16 protein-coding genes and 1 pseudogene are annotated in these 16401 nt (G+C 37.7%); 9 read left to right on the top strand and 8 right to left on the bottom strand.

The window, feature by feature from the left end:
- Together ACLTU0_RS01435 and ACLTU0_RS01440 are read right to left on the bottom strand one after the other, a co-directional pair.
- Positions 1-443 (bottom strand): flavin reductase family protein (locus ACLTU0_RS01435; RefSeq protein WP_412321116.1); only part of this gene is annotated, 443 nt, incomplete at its 3' end.
- Position 444: 1 nt separating this feature from the next.
- Entirely contained in the window at positions 445-843 is a 399-nt protein-coding gene (locus ACLTU0_RS01440) for a Fur family transcriptional regulator (RefSeq protein WP_412321117.1), read from the bottom strand.
- Positions 844-1124: 281 nt separating this feature from the next.
- Between ACLTU0_RS01440 and ACLTU0_RS01445 the strand changes: the two genes are divergently transcribed.
- The 4 genes and pseudogenes from ACLTU0_RS01445 to ACLTU0_RS01460 form a co-directional block, all read left to right on the top strand.
- Positions 1125-2000, top strand: a complete 876-nt coding sequence (locus ACLTU0_RS01445) for a hypothetical protein (RefSeq protein WP_412321118.1) — start codon at positions 1125-1127, stop codon at positions 1998-2000.
- A 212-nt stretch (positions 2001-2212) separates the two neighbouring features.
- Positions 2213-2398, top strand: a complete 186-nt coding sequence (locus tag ACLTU0_RS01450) for a helix-turn-helix domain-containing protein (protein WP_022231124.1) — start codon at positions 2213-2215, stop codon at positions 2396-2398.
- 167 nt (positions 2399-2565) lie between these two features.
- A complete protein-coding gene (locus ACLTU0_RS01455) occupies positions 2566-4167 on the top strand; it encodes a recombinase family protein (protein WP_412321119.1) in 1602 nt (533 codons plus the stop codon).
- Positions 4142-4297: pseudogene (locus ACLTU0_RS01460) on the top strand (sporulation transcriptional regulator SpoIIID); the annotation flags it as partial. The gene ACLTU0_RS01455 and the pseudogene ACLTU0_RS01460, both read left to right, overlap by 26 nt.
- A 34-nt stretch (positions 4298-4331) precedes the next feature.
- Here the strand turns inward: ACLTU0_RS01460 and ACLTU0_RS01465 are convergent.
- Together ACLTU0_RS01465 and ACLTU0_RS01470 are read right to left on the bottom strand one after the other, a co-directional pair.
- A complete protein-coding gene (locus ACLTU0_RS01465) occupies positions 4332-4634 on the bottom strand; it encodes a hypothetical protein (protein WP_022231122.1) in 303 nt (100 codons plus the stop codon).
- Positions 4635-4993: 359 nt separating this feature from the next.
- On the bottom strand, positions 4994-5725 hold the full coding sequence (locus ACLTU0_RS01470; RefSeq protein ID WP_337599560.1) for a YebC/PmpR family DNA-binding transcriptional regulator: 732 nt from the start codon (positions 5723-5725) through the stop codon (positions 4994-4996).
- Between the two features lie 151 nt (positions 5726-5876).
- Between ACLTU0_RS01470 and ACLTU0_RS01475 the strand changes: the two genes are divergently transcribed.
- Positions 5877-7187, top strand: a complete 1311-nt coding sequence (locus ACLTU0_RS01475) for an alpha-amylase family glycosyl hydrolase (protein WP_412321121.1) — start codon at positions 5877-5879, stop codon at positions 7185-7187.
- 226 nt (positions 7188-7413) lie between these two features.
- Here the strand turns inward: ACLTU0_RS01475 and ACLTU0_RS01480 are convergent, their stop codons facing one another.
- The 3 genes from ACLTU0_RS01480 to ACLTU0_RS01490 form a co-directional block, all read right to left on the bottom strand.
- Complete coding sequence (locus ACLTU0_RS01480; protein ID WP_337600926.1) at positions 7414-8427, bottom strand: stalk domain-containing protein; 1014 nt, start codon at positions 8425-8427, stop codon at positions 7414-7416.
- 113 nt (positions 8428-8540) lie between these two features.
- A complete protein-coding gene (locus ACLTU0_RS01485) occupies positions 8541-9677 on the bottom strand; it encodes a hypothetical protein (protein WP_147514149.1) in 1137 nt (378 codons plus the stop codon).
- Between the two features lie 20 nt (positions 9678-9697).
- Positions 9698-10843 (bottom strand): ATP-binding protein, encoded by a 1146-nt coding sequence (locus ACLTU0_RS01490; RefSeq protein ID WP_147514150.1) that lies wholly within the window; start codon positions 10841-10843, stop codon positions 9698-9700.
- 188 nt (positions 10844-11031) lie between these two features.
- Here ACLTU0_RS01490 and ACLTU0_RS01495 point away from each other — a divergent pair, with 188 nt between their 5' ends.
- The 3 genes from ACLTU0_RS01495 (at position 11032) to ACLTU0_RS01505 (ending at position 14434) form a co-directional block, all read left to right on the top strand.
- Positions 11032-12630, top strand: coding sequence for a xylulokinase (locus tag ACLTU0_RS01495; RefSeq protein ID WP_412321122.1), 1599 nt, complete (start codon positions 11032-11034; stop codon positions 12628-12630).
- A 242-nt stretch (positions 12631-12872) separates the two neighbouring features.
- Complete coding sequence (locus tag ACLTU0_RS01500; protein WP_412321124.1) at positions 12873-13565, top strand: L-ribulose-5-phosphate 4-epimerase; 693 nt, start codon at positions 12873-12875, stop codon at positions 13563-13565.
- Between the two features lie 20 nt (positions 13566-13585).
- Entirely contained in the window at positions 13586-14434 is an 849-nt protein-coding gene (locus ACLTU0_RS01505) for a hypothetical protein (RefSeq protein WP_412321126.1), read from the top strand.
- Positions 14435-14492: 58 nt separating this feature from the next.
- On the opposite strand, the gene ACLTU0_RS01510 is transcribed toward ACLTU0_RS01505, so the two are convergent.
- The gene (locus ACLTU0_RS01510; protein ID WP_412321127.1) at positions 14493-15368 is read right to left on the bottom strand and encodes a M14 family metallocarboxypeptidase; all 876 of its coding nucleotides are present in this window, start codon (positions 15366-15368) and stop codon (positions 14493-14495) included.
- A 140-nt stretch (positions 15369-15508) separates the two neighbouring features.
- On the opposite strand from ACLTU0_RS01510, the gene ACLTU0_RS01515 reads away from it, so the two are divergent.
- Positions 15509-16345: a pyridoxamine kinase gene (locus ACLTU0_RS01515; RefSeq protein ID WP_412321129.1), complete on the top strand. Its 837-nt coding sequence runs from the start codon at positions 15509-15511 to the stop codon at positions 16343-16345.
- The last annotated feature ends 56 nt before the right edge of the window (positions 16346-16401 follow it).

Consider the following 16401-nt stretch of genomic DNA (forward strand, 5'->3'; position numbering starts at 1 on the left):
TATGTGACAGAAGGTATATTACTTAAAACTTCCATATCGGTTATCTCACCGATAAACATTGTATGTGAACCCAAATCTTCTGTTTTAATAACTTTTACAGAAATATATGCATTTGTACCTTCCGTAATATAATAAATATCATTTATACCCCTGTCACACTTTTTAAATGTTTCAAATTTATTGGTATTTCTTCCTGATTGAAAGCCAAAATGTTTAAATAATTCAAACTGTGCATTCTGACTCAGAACTGATACTGTAAATTTTCCGGTTCTTTCAATCATATCATGCGTGTAATTTGTCTTATTGACGCATATACTTAATTGGTTTGGTTCCGAAGCTGCCTGAATTGCTGTGTTAATAATGCATCCATTATCTTTTTCAGCTTCCCTTGCAGTCAATACAAACAGTCCGTAACTCAGCCTATACATTGCTTTTCTATCCATGTTATTCCTCTTTTGCCTCCTCCCTGCATTTTGGGCAAATGCCTTTAAATGAAATATCGTAATCCAAAAATTCAATTCCGTGAGTATCATGAATTTTTTTCATCAAATCCGGTATTTCATCCATATCCACATCTGATACCTCACCGCATTTTACACACCTGACATGGTAGTGATTTTTCAATGTAAAATCGAATCGGTTTGGTCCCTCCGAGACTTCAACTTTCCTCAAAGCACCTTCCTCTACCAATATATCAAGATTTCTATATACAGTTCCTTTTCCGATTGTAGGATATGATTCTTTTATAAATTCATACACTTCATTTGCTGTAACATGTCTTTTCATCTCATATACAGCATTTCGTACTAAGTCTTTCTGAATGGTGTTTCTTCTAATCGTCATTCGTCCTCCTTGTTAGGATTTATTATTAATTAAGATTATATATCATTTTTCTTTTATTGTCAAGGAAAATATCAACAATTACTACTATTAAATATATATTTAAATCGACTTTTATCTCTGCATTTACTTCACCATCTCCGATTATACATCACCTGTCATTATATATAAGTATAAATACTTTACCAAATAAAAATATAAAAAATAATATTAAGATAACAATATAATACTAATATCGTATTATATATAAACCAATAATGCGGTAATACTAAGGAGGTAATAGTATGAATTTTCATACATTTGAACTAAGTTATAAGTTATCAACTGATGATGTGCGTATTGTATACAATGAATTGTATAATGCATCCGGACAAAATTACAAACCCAAAGATGATTGTGCTGTTTTCAACGCATTACAAGATTACGGTATCATAATATTTATAAAAAAATACAAACAAGATGAATATAATCATCATGTCTTATATTATAGAGTCAATCCAAGACGTGTATTGGAAAACCACAACTATATTGGAATATTTAATTCTAAAAATATTGATAAACTTATAAAGAAATTTAATATATTGATAAAAACCGTATCACCATTTTTACCTGAATTTGATTCTTGCAATATATCAAGAATTGATTATTGTAGCAACGTCGAACTTAATGATCAGACAGTAATTGATTCTTACGTAAATTTATTAAAACGAGGATATTTCCCGAGCAAATATACCATAAAAAAATATAAAAACGAAAAATCTAAAAGAAATACCTTATCAAAGAATGGTATTACCATAACCGGAAATAACGGTATTGAAGTCACCTACTACAACAAATATCGACAGCTAAAAGAAAAAAATCCTAAATGTCGTTATATTGATAATTCAAAAAAAATTATAAGAATTGAAATACGTTGTTTTAAAAAGAAAGTCAGACATCTTACAAAGAAATTCAAATGTACTTCTGCATCTTCCTTTTTAAAGGAAAGTGATATTATAGGAAAATACATTTTCAAGCATTATGCAAATATCTTCTATGGCACAGGTGATTTTTATAAACTTACTGACATATACTCAATAATTGATAAATCATCATGCAAGAAAAAGTCAAAGAAATTGATGAAAGAGCTTGTAAAGTCATCTGCTACTCACAGCATTTAGATAGGGCGTTTGATATACTTAATTTCAATAAATCTCAGATAAAGCCATACTTAAAAAGTTTAATAAAATCGGTGTGAGTCCTGTCGTAATTCCAAGGCGCTACGAATTTGATACAATCAGAAATCCTTTAGACTTGGCATTGGAGTATTCCGATTATGATGATTTATGCGTATAACATAAAATTAATATTTTACGAATGGAGTTGACGTATAATGTCAGATAATTATGAAATATGGACCACTGACGAAGTTATGGATTATCTTCTTGTCGGAAGAAACACTTTGTATAACCTACTGAGGAAAGGTAAAATCAAAGGCTTTAAAATCGGCTCGTGTTGGAAAATCCCCAAGAAAGCTGTAGACAACTATATCGCTTCTGAAAGCGGAATAAATACATAATGTATCGCAATAAACACAAAATGGTGAGGTACGTCCTCACCATTTTTAATGTTTGGTGATACTTTATCTAATATTATTTACAAATTTACATTGTACTATTGTATTTCAAATAATTCTATGATATACTTCTTTTAAGATATTTTAGAATTAACAGAGAGGGTGTTTAAATGGACGCAGTGGCATACATCAGGGTTTCTACAAACAAGGAAGAACAAGAGCTAAGTCTTGAAAATCAGCGTGAGTTTTTTGAAAAATACGTTGGCAATCGTAACGACACGCTCATTCGCATATACAGTGACAAAGGCAAATCAGCCACCAAAATGAAAAACAGAAAAGATTTACAAAGGCTTTTGAGTGCGGCAAGACGTGGTGAATTTCAGCGTTTATATGTCAAGGACATTAGCCGTCTGTTCAGAAACACTCTTGACTTTATAACGGTTTCAAGGGAGCTTGCAAACCTCGGTGTTCAACTGCACCTTGTAAACATGGGTGAAGGCAAAGACATTGATATGTTTACGCTCAACCTTATGGCTATGATTGCGGAAAACGAGAGTCAGAAAATCAGTGAACGTACAAAATTCGGCAAGCAATTCAGCAAAGAGCGAGGTATTGTTCCGAATTTTGTTTTCGGCTACGACAGAACAGACAAATACACTCTTGTACCCAATCCCGAAGAAAGCCGTTGGGTACAGAAAATCTTTGACTTATACACCGAAGAAGAATGGGGTATGGCGAAAATTGCAAAATTTCTTTACGAGTCACACGTCAAGACAAAAAAATTAAAGGACGGTCAACCGAATTATAATTGGAGTCAAATTTCTGTCGGCAGAATTTTAACCAATCCGATTTATATCGGCACGGTCATTAACGGTAAAGAGAGTATGAAAGATATATTTACAAGTCAGCGACAAAAAAATCCTAAAGAAGAATGGTATGTATCGGAAAGACCGGAATTTCGCATTATATCGGACGAGCAATTTGAAAAGGCACAGCAGATAAAAGAAAAGAACGCAAAACAATACTGTCAACGCGAGAAACGCAGTAACAAGCATTTATTTTCAAATCTTATAAAATGCAACAGTTGTGGTTTTTCATACAGACGATACCAAAAGCAATACTCACCCAACCGACCGCCTAAAGTTTGGTGGACTTGCTCAAAACGAAGTTCATACGGCAGCGGCAGATGTGATTCCGAATACATCCGCATTGATGAAGATTGGTTGAAATCAGCTTTGAATACATTATTTAAATCATTGCTTGACGACCGAGAAAGCTTTTTTACACTTGTCGAAACAAGGTGCAACAGTATAATCAAAGAATACATCAGAAATACGAGCGGTATTGTGTTGGAGGAAGTCGAAAACCGTCTTGACGAATTAAAACAGGAACGTGAACGATTAAAAACACTTGCCGTAAAAGCACTTATTACAATGGACGAGGCGGAACATGATATGATTCCTATAAACGAGGAAATCGAAAAGCTTAGCTTTCGTCTTAACGAAACAAACAAAACAAGAGAAATCACTCAAAAAATCAAAGCAAGTATTCAAGCATTTCTTAACACATTCAGTGCATTTGATTTTTCGGGCAACATCACAAACGAGGAATTGAAAAAGGTTGTAAAAGAAATTCGTGTTGTTTCAAAAAATGAGATATATGTTTACTTTAACATTGCCGAAGATATTGAGGGACTGAACTTCCCTATCAATATTTCAGACGTGGTTGAAATCGACACTAATAGTAACAACCGTGCACAAAGATGTACATGAACGACTTTATAAAATAAACCCTGCACTGTACAAAGAAGCACAGTCGGTTTTGGAGCAGAACAAGGCAGAACGTCACATTCGTGGGGGTATGGCAACAAAGGAAAAATATTTGCTTGAAAAATTAAAATAAGAAAAACGGTGTTCACGACGAACACCGTTTTAAATTATACAAACATCGAAACAAGAAATACGGCTGATATTATTATAAATACAATATGCAGCCAAAATATTAAATTAACCGCATTGTAGTTACCGTTTTCCATACATTGCTTTATTATTTTTATAAGCACAAGCGCCGCACCGAATATGATTGCCGGCAGAAAGAAAAATCCTAATAATCCGCCGCCGACAGATGTGTGTGACAGTATGAATTTTAATACTACAATATAATACGCACAACCGCTTAAAAGTGCAAATATGAGCATTCCCGCTGTGCTTTGCAATAATTGAATAATCTTGTTCTTCATAATATAATCCTTTGTTAATGTTTGTGTTTAAAACCCGCAAATTTCAATTCAAGTTAGTTGGTATAGATGTACAGTTTTTCACTGCCGACGTATTTTTATACTTCAAGTTTAAAATATTGTGCAGATATGCTACCAATAACTCGAATTTTAATTCAAGCAAGTTTTAGTTTCGTTGTGCTTTTTTAAGTCGCAGGCGTATGTTTATACTTCAAGACTTAAAAAATGTGCAAATAGGCTGAAAAACCACTTAAATTTTAATTCAAGCAAGTTTTAGTTTAGTTGTGCTTTTTTTAAGTCGCAGACGTATGTATATACTTCAAGACTTAAAAAATGTGCAAATAGACTGAAAATTGCTTGAATTAGTCTTCTGAAGGCATATCCCAGTTGTGGTATACATCCTGTACATCATCATTGTCTTCAAGCATATCAAGAAGCTTGGTCATTGCATTGATTTGACCATCTTCTGTAAGTTCAGTCATTGTTTGAGGAACCATACTGACTTCGGCAGAAGAAATAGTATACTTTTCCGCAAGTGCGTCACGAACAGCACCCATATCAGACGGAGCTGTCACGATTTCTGCAACGCCGTCCTCTACTTCAATATCATCTGCACCGGCTTCAAGAGCGTCCATAGTGATTTCATCTTCGTCCATATCTTCATTTTCGATAATGATAATACCCTTTTGGTCAAACATAAAGCTTACGCAGCCTGTCTGTCCCATATTACCGCCGTTCTTATCGAATGCGTGACGTACGTCTGCGGCAGTTCTGTTTCTGTTATCTGTAAGTGCGTTTACGATTACCGCAACACCTGCAGGTCCATAACCTTCGTATGTGATACTTTCGTAGTTATCACCGTCTGTATCGCCTGCCGCCTTTTTAATTGTTCTGTTTATATTATCGTTAGGCATATTATTTGAACGAGCCTTTGCGATAGCGTCTTTAAGACTTGAGTTATTATCCGGATCCGGACCGCCTGCCTTTACGGCAACTATAATTTCACGAGCGATTTTTGTAAATATCTTAGCTCTTTGGGCATCGTTTGCGCCCTTTTTACGCTTAATTGTACTCCATTTTGAATGTCCTGACATAATTAAAACTCCTTTTAAATTTGTTCATACTAATTTATTTTATCACATTCTATGCGGTTTTTCAAGTTTTTTCTATAAATATTTTCTTTTTATTGACGTTTATACTGCACAGATGATATAATAAATTATAACCATTAAGGAGGCTGGAAATATGTGGGCATATGAAAGTGTATTTTATCAAATTTATCCGTTAGGATTTTGCGGTGCACCGTTTGAAAATGACGGTGTTTTAACGCACAGAATTTTAAAAGTAAACGATTGGATTGAGCATATAAAAAATCTCGGAGCGAATGCAATATATTTTTCACCTGTATTTGAATCGGACACACACGGTTACAATACTCGTGACTACAAAAAAATCGACTGTCGTCTTGGCACAAATGACGACTTTAAAGAAGTATGCGAAAATCTACACAAAAACAACATCAAAGTTGTTCTTGACGGCGTATTCAACCACGTCGGACGAGGATTTTGGGCATTTCAGGACGTTCTCCAAAACAGGGAGAACTCACGTTACCGCGATTGGTTTTTCATTGATTTCAACGGTAATTCAAATTACAATGACGGTCTTTGGTACGAAGGCTGGGAGGGTAATTTCGACCTTGTAAAAATCAACCTTCGCAATGAAGAAGTTATAAATCACATCTTTGAATGTATCAAACTATGGATTGACGAATTTGACATTGACGGTTTACGTCTTGACGTTGCATACTGTCTTGACAAGGATTTTCTAAAGAGATTGAGAAGTTACACTGACAGTTTAAAAAATGATTTTCTTCTGCTCGGCGAACTTCTTCACGGTGACTACAATCAATTTGTCAATGACGATATGCTCCACAGTTGCACTAATTATGAATGTTACAAGGGTATTTATTCAAGTTTCAACAGTATGAATATGTTTGAAATTGTACACTCATTGTTACGTCAATTCGGACCTGAACAGTGGACACTGTACCGTGGCAAGCACCTATTGAGTTTTGTTGACAACCACGATGTTTCAAGAATTGCAAGCATACTTACAAACGAAAAGCATATACCGCTTACTTACGGTATGATTTTCGGTATGCCGGGTATTCCTTGCGTGTACTACGGAAGTGAATGGGGTGCAAAAGCACATAAAAACGAGGGTGACCCTGCACTTCGTGTATGCTTTGATGAGCCTTTGGACAACGAACTTTCAGAATTTATATCAAAACTTGCAATGGCACACAAAAACAGTAAAGCATTGTGCTACGGTGATTTCCGTTCGGTTGTTTTACAAAACAAGCACTGTATATTTGAAAGAAAATGCGATGATGAACGTGTTCTTGTCGCTATCAATGCAGACGAAAATCCTGTTACAGTGCATTTTGACGCCGGTTGCGGTACGGCTGTTGACTTAATCAGCGGTAATATGCACGACTTCGGCGGCGGCAGTGAATTACCGCCTTACAGTGTACAGTATTGGAAAATGGAAAGATAATACAAAAGCCTGTCGACAAAATGTCGACAGACTGGCAGAGGTCGAGAAATTAGTTTGGATTTTGTGAAAATGAACTCGTCGGCGTACATTGGTACGTTAGAGTTTATTTTCGCAAAAAGTGCACAGGCAAGCCATAGGCTTGCCTGTTATTTGTTACAGCTATAAATTAAATTTTGAAATATAAAAATAATGTTTTGCACGTTCCGGACAATTTGTCGGCACTCTGTTATTCAACCAAATATACATCTTTGTATACAACACCGAGTGCCACTGCCATTGAATGAGTCGGCACAGCCATATCAATATGATATTCACCTATACCGCTGCCGGTATCTTCGGCGTGTCTGTAACCATAGCCGTCAACATACACCCAACTTAATTTAGGAATAATTTTAGGGTTCACCGCAATGGTCTGACCGGGAATAAGCTCACCCGCCCAGGCGGTATACGCTCCCCAACCGCCGTTACAGATTGAACAAGGGCAATAATGCGTAATCTTAAACTTACCCAAATATGTACCGAGTTGCTGATCATTGTCAACAGGCACATCCTCAATATCTATACTCGGAATTGAGTTGTCGGCAAGATTATCTGCGCTGTATTTACCGTTTCCGTGGTTCGGAATTATTGCAAGCCCTTCGGGAATATCTATTTCTTCGGGGATATTAACTTCCGCACAAAGCTCATCTTGATACCATTCAATATCAAGTCCGAACATTTCCATAGAATCACGTATCGGTATCATAAGTGTACCGTCCTCTATGAAAACAGCCTGCGAAACCATTTCATAATCCTTGCCAAACGGCACATTATCGCCGTCAGAATCGGTAAAGTTATACCTAATAACAGCGTTGCTGTCATTAAGTCTTAAAGCTGCCGTTATACTTGTCGGCGTCATATCCAACCCCAAGCCGTCAATTTTATTAATCGCCTCTGACGCAAAACGTTCTATCGGTCTGTCCGAATTTGCGTCTGCTTTAAGCGTCAAAAGTGCGGTCTGAGTCGGCTGGTCCCATTCAACCTCCATACCGGCAGCCTCCGCCATTGCCCTTGCGGGCGTCAATGTTCGGTTATCGATTTGTATAGGTTTCGTATCCGTAAAATTTATGTAACTGACGTCATTCGACACAATCCCATTCATTCTTACACTTATATCACCGTCAGCAAACACTGCGTTAATATTTCCTACCACCAATACCGTTGATAAAACTGCCAAGACAGCTTTCTTTAATTTTTTCATTTTTAATTTCCTCCTACTCTCTTTCTACAATTTTACAATCGTATAGGATTTGTTGAGTTACATTAATTGTTGAGCCTGTCTACAAAACCATAGAGGGTTTGCAGACAATCTGATTAATCATTATAATTTTCGTATACAACTATATCCGTTGCCGTTCCGTCAACCACTCTTACAAGTGCGTAATTATAGCTGTAATCGTTTGTGAAATCTATTGTATTGTCCTTATCGAAAGTGCTTTTCGGAATGGTTGAAGTTATATCACCAACTGACGCAATTTCAACTTCATTCTTATTCGATACATCGCAAGTATAAACTATTGTATCTTTCTTTGTATCAACTTCGATAACATTGTCTGTGCTGCCGCTCTTGTTTATCAAAGTAAGTGAATTTGAACCCACCTTACCGATAAGTCCGAATGCGTACTGGTATCTGTCGCTTGACGCTTTTTCACCGTACTTCATAAGCTTCCATTGATTTGCAACACTTGAACCGTTTTCAGTAATTAACTTTTCAAAGTCAGTGCCGAAATCTTGACTGCCTGTAATTATATCTTCGTCCTGCGGTCTGTAAATAAAGTACATATGATTTATTCTTGTTCCGGCAACGTTCGCCGTAAGGCAGATAACATCACCCTCCTCAAGACTTCCTGCGTCCTTGCCTTTCATAAACGAATAAGCCTCCGAAGAAGTTTCAAATGTAACATCATTTTCAATCAATGTCTTTATTTCCTTGCCCTGTGCAAGCAAAGTAACGGCATACATATCTTCACCGTCTTTTGTAGTTGTTTCAACTTCCTTAACAACCGCCGGTGCATAAATTGCGTCTGTTACTTTTTCGTAAATTGACGGTGTGTCCGCTGACGGCTTAGTTGTCGGTACTGTTGTTGCAGACGGCTTTTCTGTTGCAGACGGTGTGGCTGTCGGTGTTACGGACGGTGTGGCTGTCGGCTGAACATCATCACTTACACTGACTTCTTTTATCTCTTTTGACTTTACAAAGTAAACTTTTGTTTTCATCCCCTTATACTCTTTAGGTATATCGGCACTGAAATTGCCGTCCTCAGACTTATACATATTGCTGTAGCAAAGCTTGCCGTTTTCGTCATAGCACGAAACAACGGCAATATTTTCGTCTTTCTGTTCAAATGACAATACATTATCCGTATAATTTGCATTAATGTTTTCGGCAAAAGCAACTGTTGACATCATTGCCGAAACTGCAAGTGTAATAGCTATAATTTTCTTTTTCATTATAAACTTCCTCTCTGAATTTATTTTGCGATGTAAGACGTTACAAACTGTTTTGCACATCTTGCACTGCGGCCTCCGTAGTTCATCTGCCATACTACCGCCTCTTTTTCAATATCCGCATTCATTTGGATATTGTGCTTTTTAAGCATTTCGGAAACGATATTAAGATATTCTTTTTGGTTAGGCGCAGAGAATACAAGACTGATACCGAAACGTTCCGAAAGTGAAAGTGTTTCCTGCATTTGGTCGTTCACGTGGATTTCTCCGCCCTCTCTGTCTGACCAATTCTCTCTTATTAAATGTCTTCTGTTTGACGTTGCATATATAAGCACGTTTGTAGGATTAGCCTGAAGTTGTCCCTCCATTGCAACCTTTAACGCTCTGTACTCTGTTTCGTGTGATTCAAAAGTAAGGTCGTCAAGGAATATTATGTACTTATTCGGACTTTCAGCCAACACCTTTGAAAGTGACGGTATATCCTTTATACAATGCTTAGGCATTTCGATAATACGAAGTCCGTCATCACAGAACATATTTAAAAGTGCCTTTACAGATGATGATTTACCCGTACCTCTGTCACCGAACAACAATACGTTATTCGCCGCTTTACCGCTGACAAACGCCTTTGTATTATCAATCAATACTTGTTTTTGATACTCAATGCCGACAAGCGAATCAAAAGTAATATCATCTGTATTCGTTACTCCGATAAGTTCGCCGTCATATCTAAACGCATTATACTTAGCCAAAATTCCGCTGCCGAACTTTCTGTAATGCTCGATAAGCAAATCAAGAAGCTCCTGTGCTGACTTTGACTCTGTTATCGCTCTGATTGACGCCACATATCCGTTACTGAATCCGATAGGATTACCTGACGGTGCGTACTTAATTTGAGTTGAAAACAGCTTCTTATAAATCTGCTCAATATCAAATTTTGCAAGTCTGTAAAGGTCGTCTCCGATAAATTTACCTGCCTGTGCAAGGCGTGATAAAATGTTGTCGTCATTCGCAAGACGTGTTGCAACGTATTCTTTTATTGCACTGCTTGTAACGCCCTCTGTTTCGGAAAATTCGATAATGTTTCTTAAAACGATAACATTATCCTTTTCCAATATCCCCTTTATACATAGGTCATCTTCTATTTTATTAAATATACATAATTCCAACTATGTTCACCTTCCAAATATCTATATCTCGTTTGATTATAGCACATTATCAAAAGAATTGCAACAGCCGAAGTTACCTCAAATTTGTTGGAAAAAATCTCTTTTTTATATTGCCAAATATAGATAAGTTGTTTATAATAATAGTTAAGAGTTTTATTCTTTAAATAAAAAAACAGAGGGAGAAAATTATGGAGCAGATTAAAAACGCAATTCAAAACGGCAAAACTGTACTCGGTATTGAGCTTGGCTCAACTCGTATAAAGGCAGTTTTGATTGACGAAAATAATAATCCTATTGCGTCCGGCAGTTACGAATGGGAAAACCGTTTGGAAAACGGTATTTGGACATACAGTCTTGAGGACGTTTGGACAGGTATTCAGACAAGCTACAAAAATATGGCTGACGACGTTAAAAATCAATACGGCGAAGAACTTACAAAAATCGGTGCAATAGGCTTCAGTGCTATGATGCACGGCTATATGGCATTTGACGAAAACAAGGAGCTTTTAGTTCCGTTCCGTACTTGGAGAAACAGCATAACAGGCAAAGCCGCCGCAGAACTTACACATCTTTTTGACTTCAACATTCCTGAAAGATGGAGCATTGCTCATCTTTATCAGGCGATTTTAAACGGTGAAGAGCATATTTCAAAAATCAAGTATCTTACAACTCTTGCCGGATATGTTCATTGGAAACTTACAGGTGAATTTGTACTCGGTATCGGTGAGGCGTCGGGTATGTTCCCTATCGACAGTGCATCAAAAGACTATAATAAAGGTATGATTGAGAAATTTGATAAGTTGATTTCAAATAAAAATCTTCCTTATACAATTTCAGACTTACTTCCAAAAGTGCTTGTTGCAGGAGAAAATGCCGGTACGCTTTCAGAAGAAGGTGCAAAACTTCTTGACACAACAGGCAAACTCAGTGCAGGTATTCCGCTATGCCCTCCGGAAGGTGACGCCGGTACGGGTATGACCGCAACAAACAGCATTACAAAACGTACAGGAAACGTTTCAGCCGGTACGTCCGTATTTGCTATGGTTGTACTTGAAAAACCGCTTTCAAAGGCTTATCCCGAAATTGATATAGTTACAACACCGGTCGGTGACGACGTTGCAATGGTACACGTAAACAACTGTACATCCGACCTTAATGCTTGGGTAAATATATTCAGAGAATATTCCGCCGAACTCGGTATTGAAATAAGTACGGAAAAGCTATACGGCACACTTTACAGAAAAGCTCTTGAAGGTGACGCAGACTGCGGAGGACTTCTTTCATACGGATATTTCTCGGGCGAAAATATTACAGGTCTTGAAGAAGGCCGTCAGCTTTTCGTTCGTACACCGGACAGCAAGTTTAACCTTGCAAATATGATGAGAACTCACCTTTATTCCGCACTCGGAACATTAAAGCTCGGTATGGATATTCTTCTTGACAAGGAAAATGTCAAGCTTGACAGAATGTTCGGTCACGGCGGATTGTTCAAGACAAAGGACGTTGGTCAGAAGTTTATGGCTGCCGCTATAAACACACCTGTTTCACTTATGGAAACAGCCGGTGAGGGCGGTGCATGGGGTATCGCATTGCTTGCGTCATATATGCTTACAAAAGCGGAAAACGAAACACTTACCGATTTCCTTAACAACAAAGTATTCTCACAAAGCGAATCGTACACACTTGAGCCGACAGACGAGGACGTTAAAGGATTTAACGAATTTGCTGTACGTTACAAGAACGGTCTGCCTATCGAAAAAGCGGCAGTTGAATATTTAAAATATTAGAGCCTGTCGACAAAATGTCGACAGCTCCAAAAATCACATCTTGCGATGTAATTTTTGAGTATTTTCAAAGAAAAAATCATAAAGTTCCTCCAAAGTCGAAACTTTAGATTTTAAGCCATTTCTGCCGCACCTGTCGTCAGAAATGATTTTTAATGAGGTTGCACCTCATACTTCCAAGAATAAAGTAGACAAAACCATTACAGGTTTTGTCTACAATATACTAATAAAAGGAGATATATAATATGTTAGAAGAATTAAAGCAAAGAGTTTACGAAGCTAATATGCAGCTTCCAAAGCATGGACTTGTTACATTCACTTGGGGTAACGTAAGTGAAATTGACAGAGAAACAGGCTATTTTGCAATCAAGCCGTCGGGCGTTGATTACGATAAGCTAAAGCCTGAAGATATGGTTATTATGGACCTTGACGGTAACAAAATCGAAGGTAAATATAACCCATCATCAGACACAGCAACTCATATCGAGCTTTACAAAGCATTCCCTAATATCGGCGGTATCGTACATACACACTCACCTTGGGCAACAAGCTGGGCACAATCGGGACGCGGTATTCCTTGCTACGGTACAACTCACGCTGACTATATGTACGGCGAAATTCCATGCGTAAGAAATCTTACAAAGGAAGAAATCGACGAGGCATACGAAAAAAATACAGGCGTACTTATCGTTGACTTCTTCAAAGACAAAGATTACGTTGCAATGCCTGCCGTACTATGTAAAAATCACGGTCCTTTCACTTGGGGCAAAGACGGTATGGAGGCTGTTCACAATGCAGTCATACTTGAAGAAGTTGCAAAAATGGCGGCGCGTACCGAAATGATTAATCCGAAAGTTCAGGAGGCACCTCAAGAATTAAAGGATAAGCACTATTACAGAAAACACGGCGCAAACGCATATTACGGTCAAAACAATTAATTTTTTAAGGGGGTTTTATTATGATTATAAGTAACATCTATAAAAGAGCTTTTAACGTATTGTCAAAAATGCCGTTTAAGCTATGGGGGCTTTCACTTTTAAGTTCACTTTTAACTATACTCGTTCTTGTATTCGGTGTATTACCGATAGTTATTGTGCCTGTTATAGCGGTTCTTTCCGCAGGTATGGCGGCAGTTTATCTTGACGGTTTCAACGGTAAGGAAGTTTATTCCGACCAGCTTTTCAAAGCTTTTAAAGATTTTTGGAGAACTGCCGGCGGTATGTGTTGGAAAAAGCTATGGATTTTCATTTGGTTCTTAGTTCCGATTGCAGGTCCGTTTATCGCTGTTTCAAAGTATTATGCGTATTCATTCACACCGTATATACTTAATGAAGAAAAATCGGTAAACGCAACTGCGGCACTAAGAAAATCAATGCAGGATACAAACGGTTACAAACTTCAAATGTTCTGTGCCGAATTTATCCCTAACTTGCTGATTTATGCTGTTATGGCTATACTTGCATTGCTTTCAAAGATTCCGTTTGTCGGTATATTGTTTGCGGTTATCACAGTCATAGTTCAGCTTGTATATACATTGTTTGCACCGTTGTTCTTCGGTCTTGTACACGCAGGTTTCTATGAATATGCAAAGACTCCGGTAAAGTCAACAACATATTCGGCACCACAGGTACCTCAAACACCACAGGCACAATCAGCACCTGTTCAAACACCGGTTCAACCGCAAACAACCGAACAAGCCGCTCCGACAGAAAATAACACACCTAAGCCGATTACTTGTCCCGTTTGCGACTCTGTAAACGCACCGAATACTCATTTCTGCTATAAGTGCGGTTCAAAATTAGACTAAAAATAATACGACAATTTATTGTCCTCTGAAAATGAGCTGTTTTTTCAACAGCTCATTTTTAGTTATATGCACATTCATGCATGGCACATAAAGCAATTTTGGCATTTTCATCATACACTTCATCAATCATACTCATCGGCAAAGGGTTTTGTCCCGTACCTATTTCCACCGTAAATCCCTCTTTTCCGAACTCCTTTATAAACCAATCCTTACAACCGCCGTATGACGCCGTACCTGTCGGAATACACACCGCATATCCGCTTTCCTCCGCCATTTTCTTTGCAATCTCAACCGAATTTTCACCTGTCATACCGTCAAAGTCATAATATATCTCACGGCCTTGACTGTGAAATGCCAACAGCATATCAAACTGCTCTTTTCTCACAAATTCCGTAATTGCCCTTGTTTCGGGCTCGGACTCCGCATATTCACCGCCGTATTTTGACGGTGACGGTTTATCGACAACCATCTGCCACTTTGCGTCAAAATTATGGTTTATATCAACTCCCCTCGAATTTGCCTGCCAAACATGATTAAAACTATGTATTCCCACCATACTGATTAAGTGCCTGTGATATTCGTTAGTAATATCAAGACCGTTAAGTGCGATATCCACGCCGTCAGGGTTGACCATAGGTACAACGTAAACCGTAATATCCGAATACAGCCTTTTTATGTCATACCCGAAATATTCCGTTTCCGTCATCAGCTTTACGGTGTAATTTGACACAAATTTTATCAAAAAAGCCGCCGTAAGATATTCAAGTCCGTGATACGCACCGCTTAAAAGCAGTTTTTTCTTTCCCTTTCCGATTTTCAAACACGGAATATCTTTCTGCATAACACTCTTTCCTATCGAAAATCTTTCTATAATGTTATAATTGTCCGTAAGCATTTCTATGTCTTTCAACATTCTCGCATAGTCATAACACAATTTTTCTCGCCTCCCAATATTTATTTATGTATATTAAATTATGTACATTCGGACAACTTTATGATGATTTTATTGACATTAACAATGAAATGTTATAAAATATCTAAAGTCGTTTATAAACGAAGGAATGGAGTTTTAGAATGAAAAGAATTGTGTCAATACAAGATATTTCGTGTTTCGGTAAATGTTCGCTTACCGTTGCGCTTCCTATAATTTCCGCAATGGGTATAGAAGCTTGTCCCGTACCTACGGCGGTACTTTCAACGCATACAGGCGGATTTACAGGCTATACATATCGCGATTTAACGAACGATATTCCGTCTATCGCAGACCATTGGAAAAGCCTTGATTTAAAATTTGACGCAGTTGCAACAGGTTATTTAGGCTCATTTGAGCAGATAAAAATAGTTTCGGACTTTTTCGATAAATTCAAGACCGATGACAACCTTATAATCGTTGACCCCGTAATGGGTGACAAGGGGCATTTTTATGCCGGATTCACCGAAGATTTTGCTTTGGAAATGAAAAAACTTTGTTCAAAAGCCGACGTAATCGTGCCTAACCTTACCGAAGCGGCACAGCTGCTTGACGAGGACTATATCGACAGCGGATATGACGAAGAATATATAAAAAATCTGCTTATACGTCTTTCAAATCTCGGTTCAAAAATTGTAGTTCTTACAGGTGTAAGTTTTGACGATAATTCACAGGGCGTTATGTCCTACAACAGAGAAACAGGCGAATTTTTATCGTACTTTAACGAAAATATTCCCGGTTACTTCCACAGTACAGGCGATATTTTTTCAAGCACCTTGTGCGGTGCATTGGTTAAGGGGTTTGATATGGGTAAGGCGGTTAGAATAGCCGTTGACTTTACGGTTGACTGTATCAAGCACACTGTAGGGAGCGAAAAAGAGCATTGGTACGCGGTTAAATTCGAGGAATGTATCCCCGATTTAATCGAAATGATAAAATAAAGCAATATAATAGGGACACTAAAATTTAGTGTCCCCTTTATTATATACTCATTTAC

This window comes from Hominilimicola sp., from assembly GCF_046972485.1.
GTDB lineage: Bacteria > Bacillota > Clostridia > UBA1381 > UBA1381 > Hominilimicola > Hominilimicola fabiformis.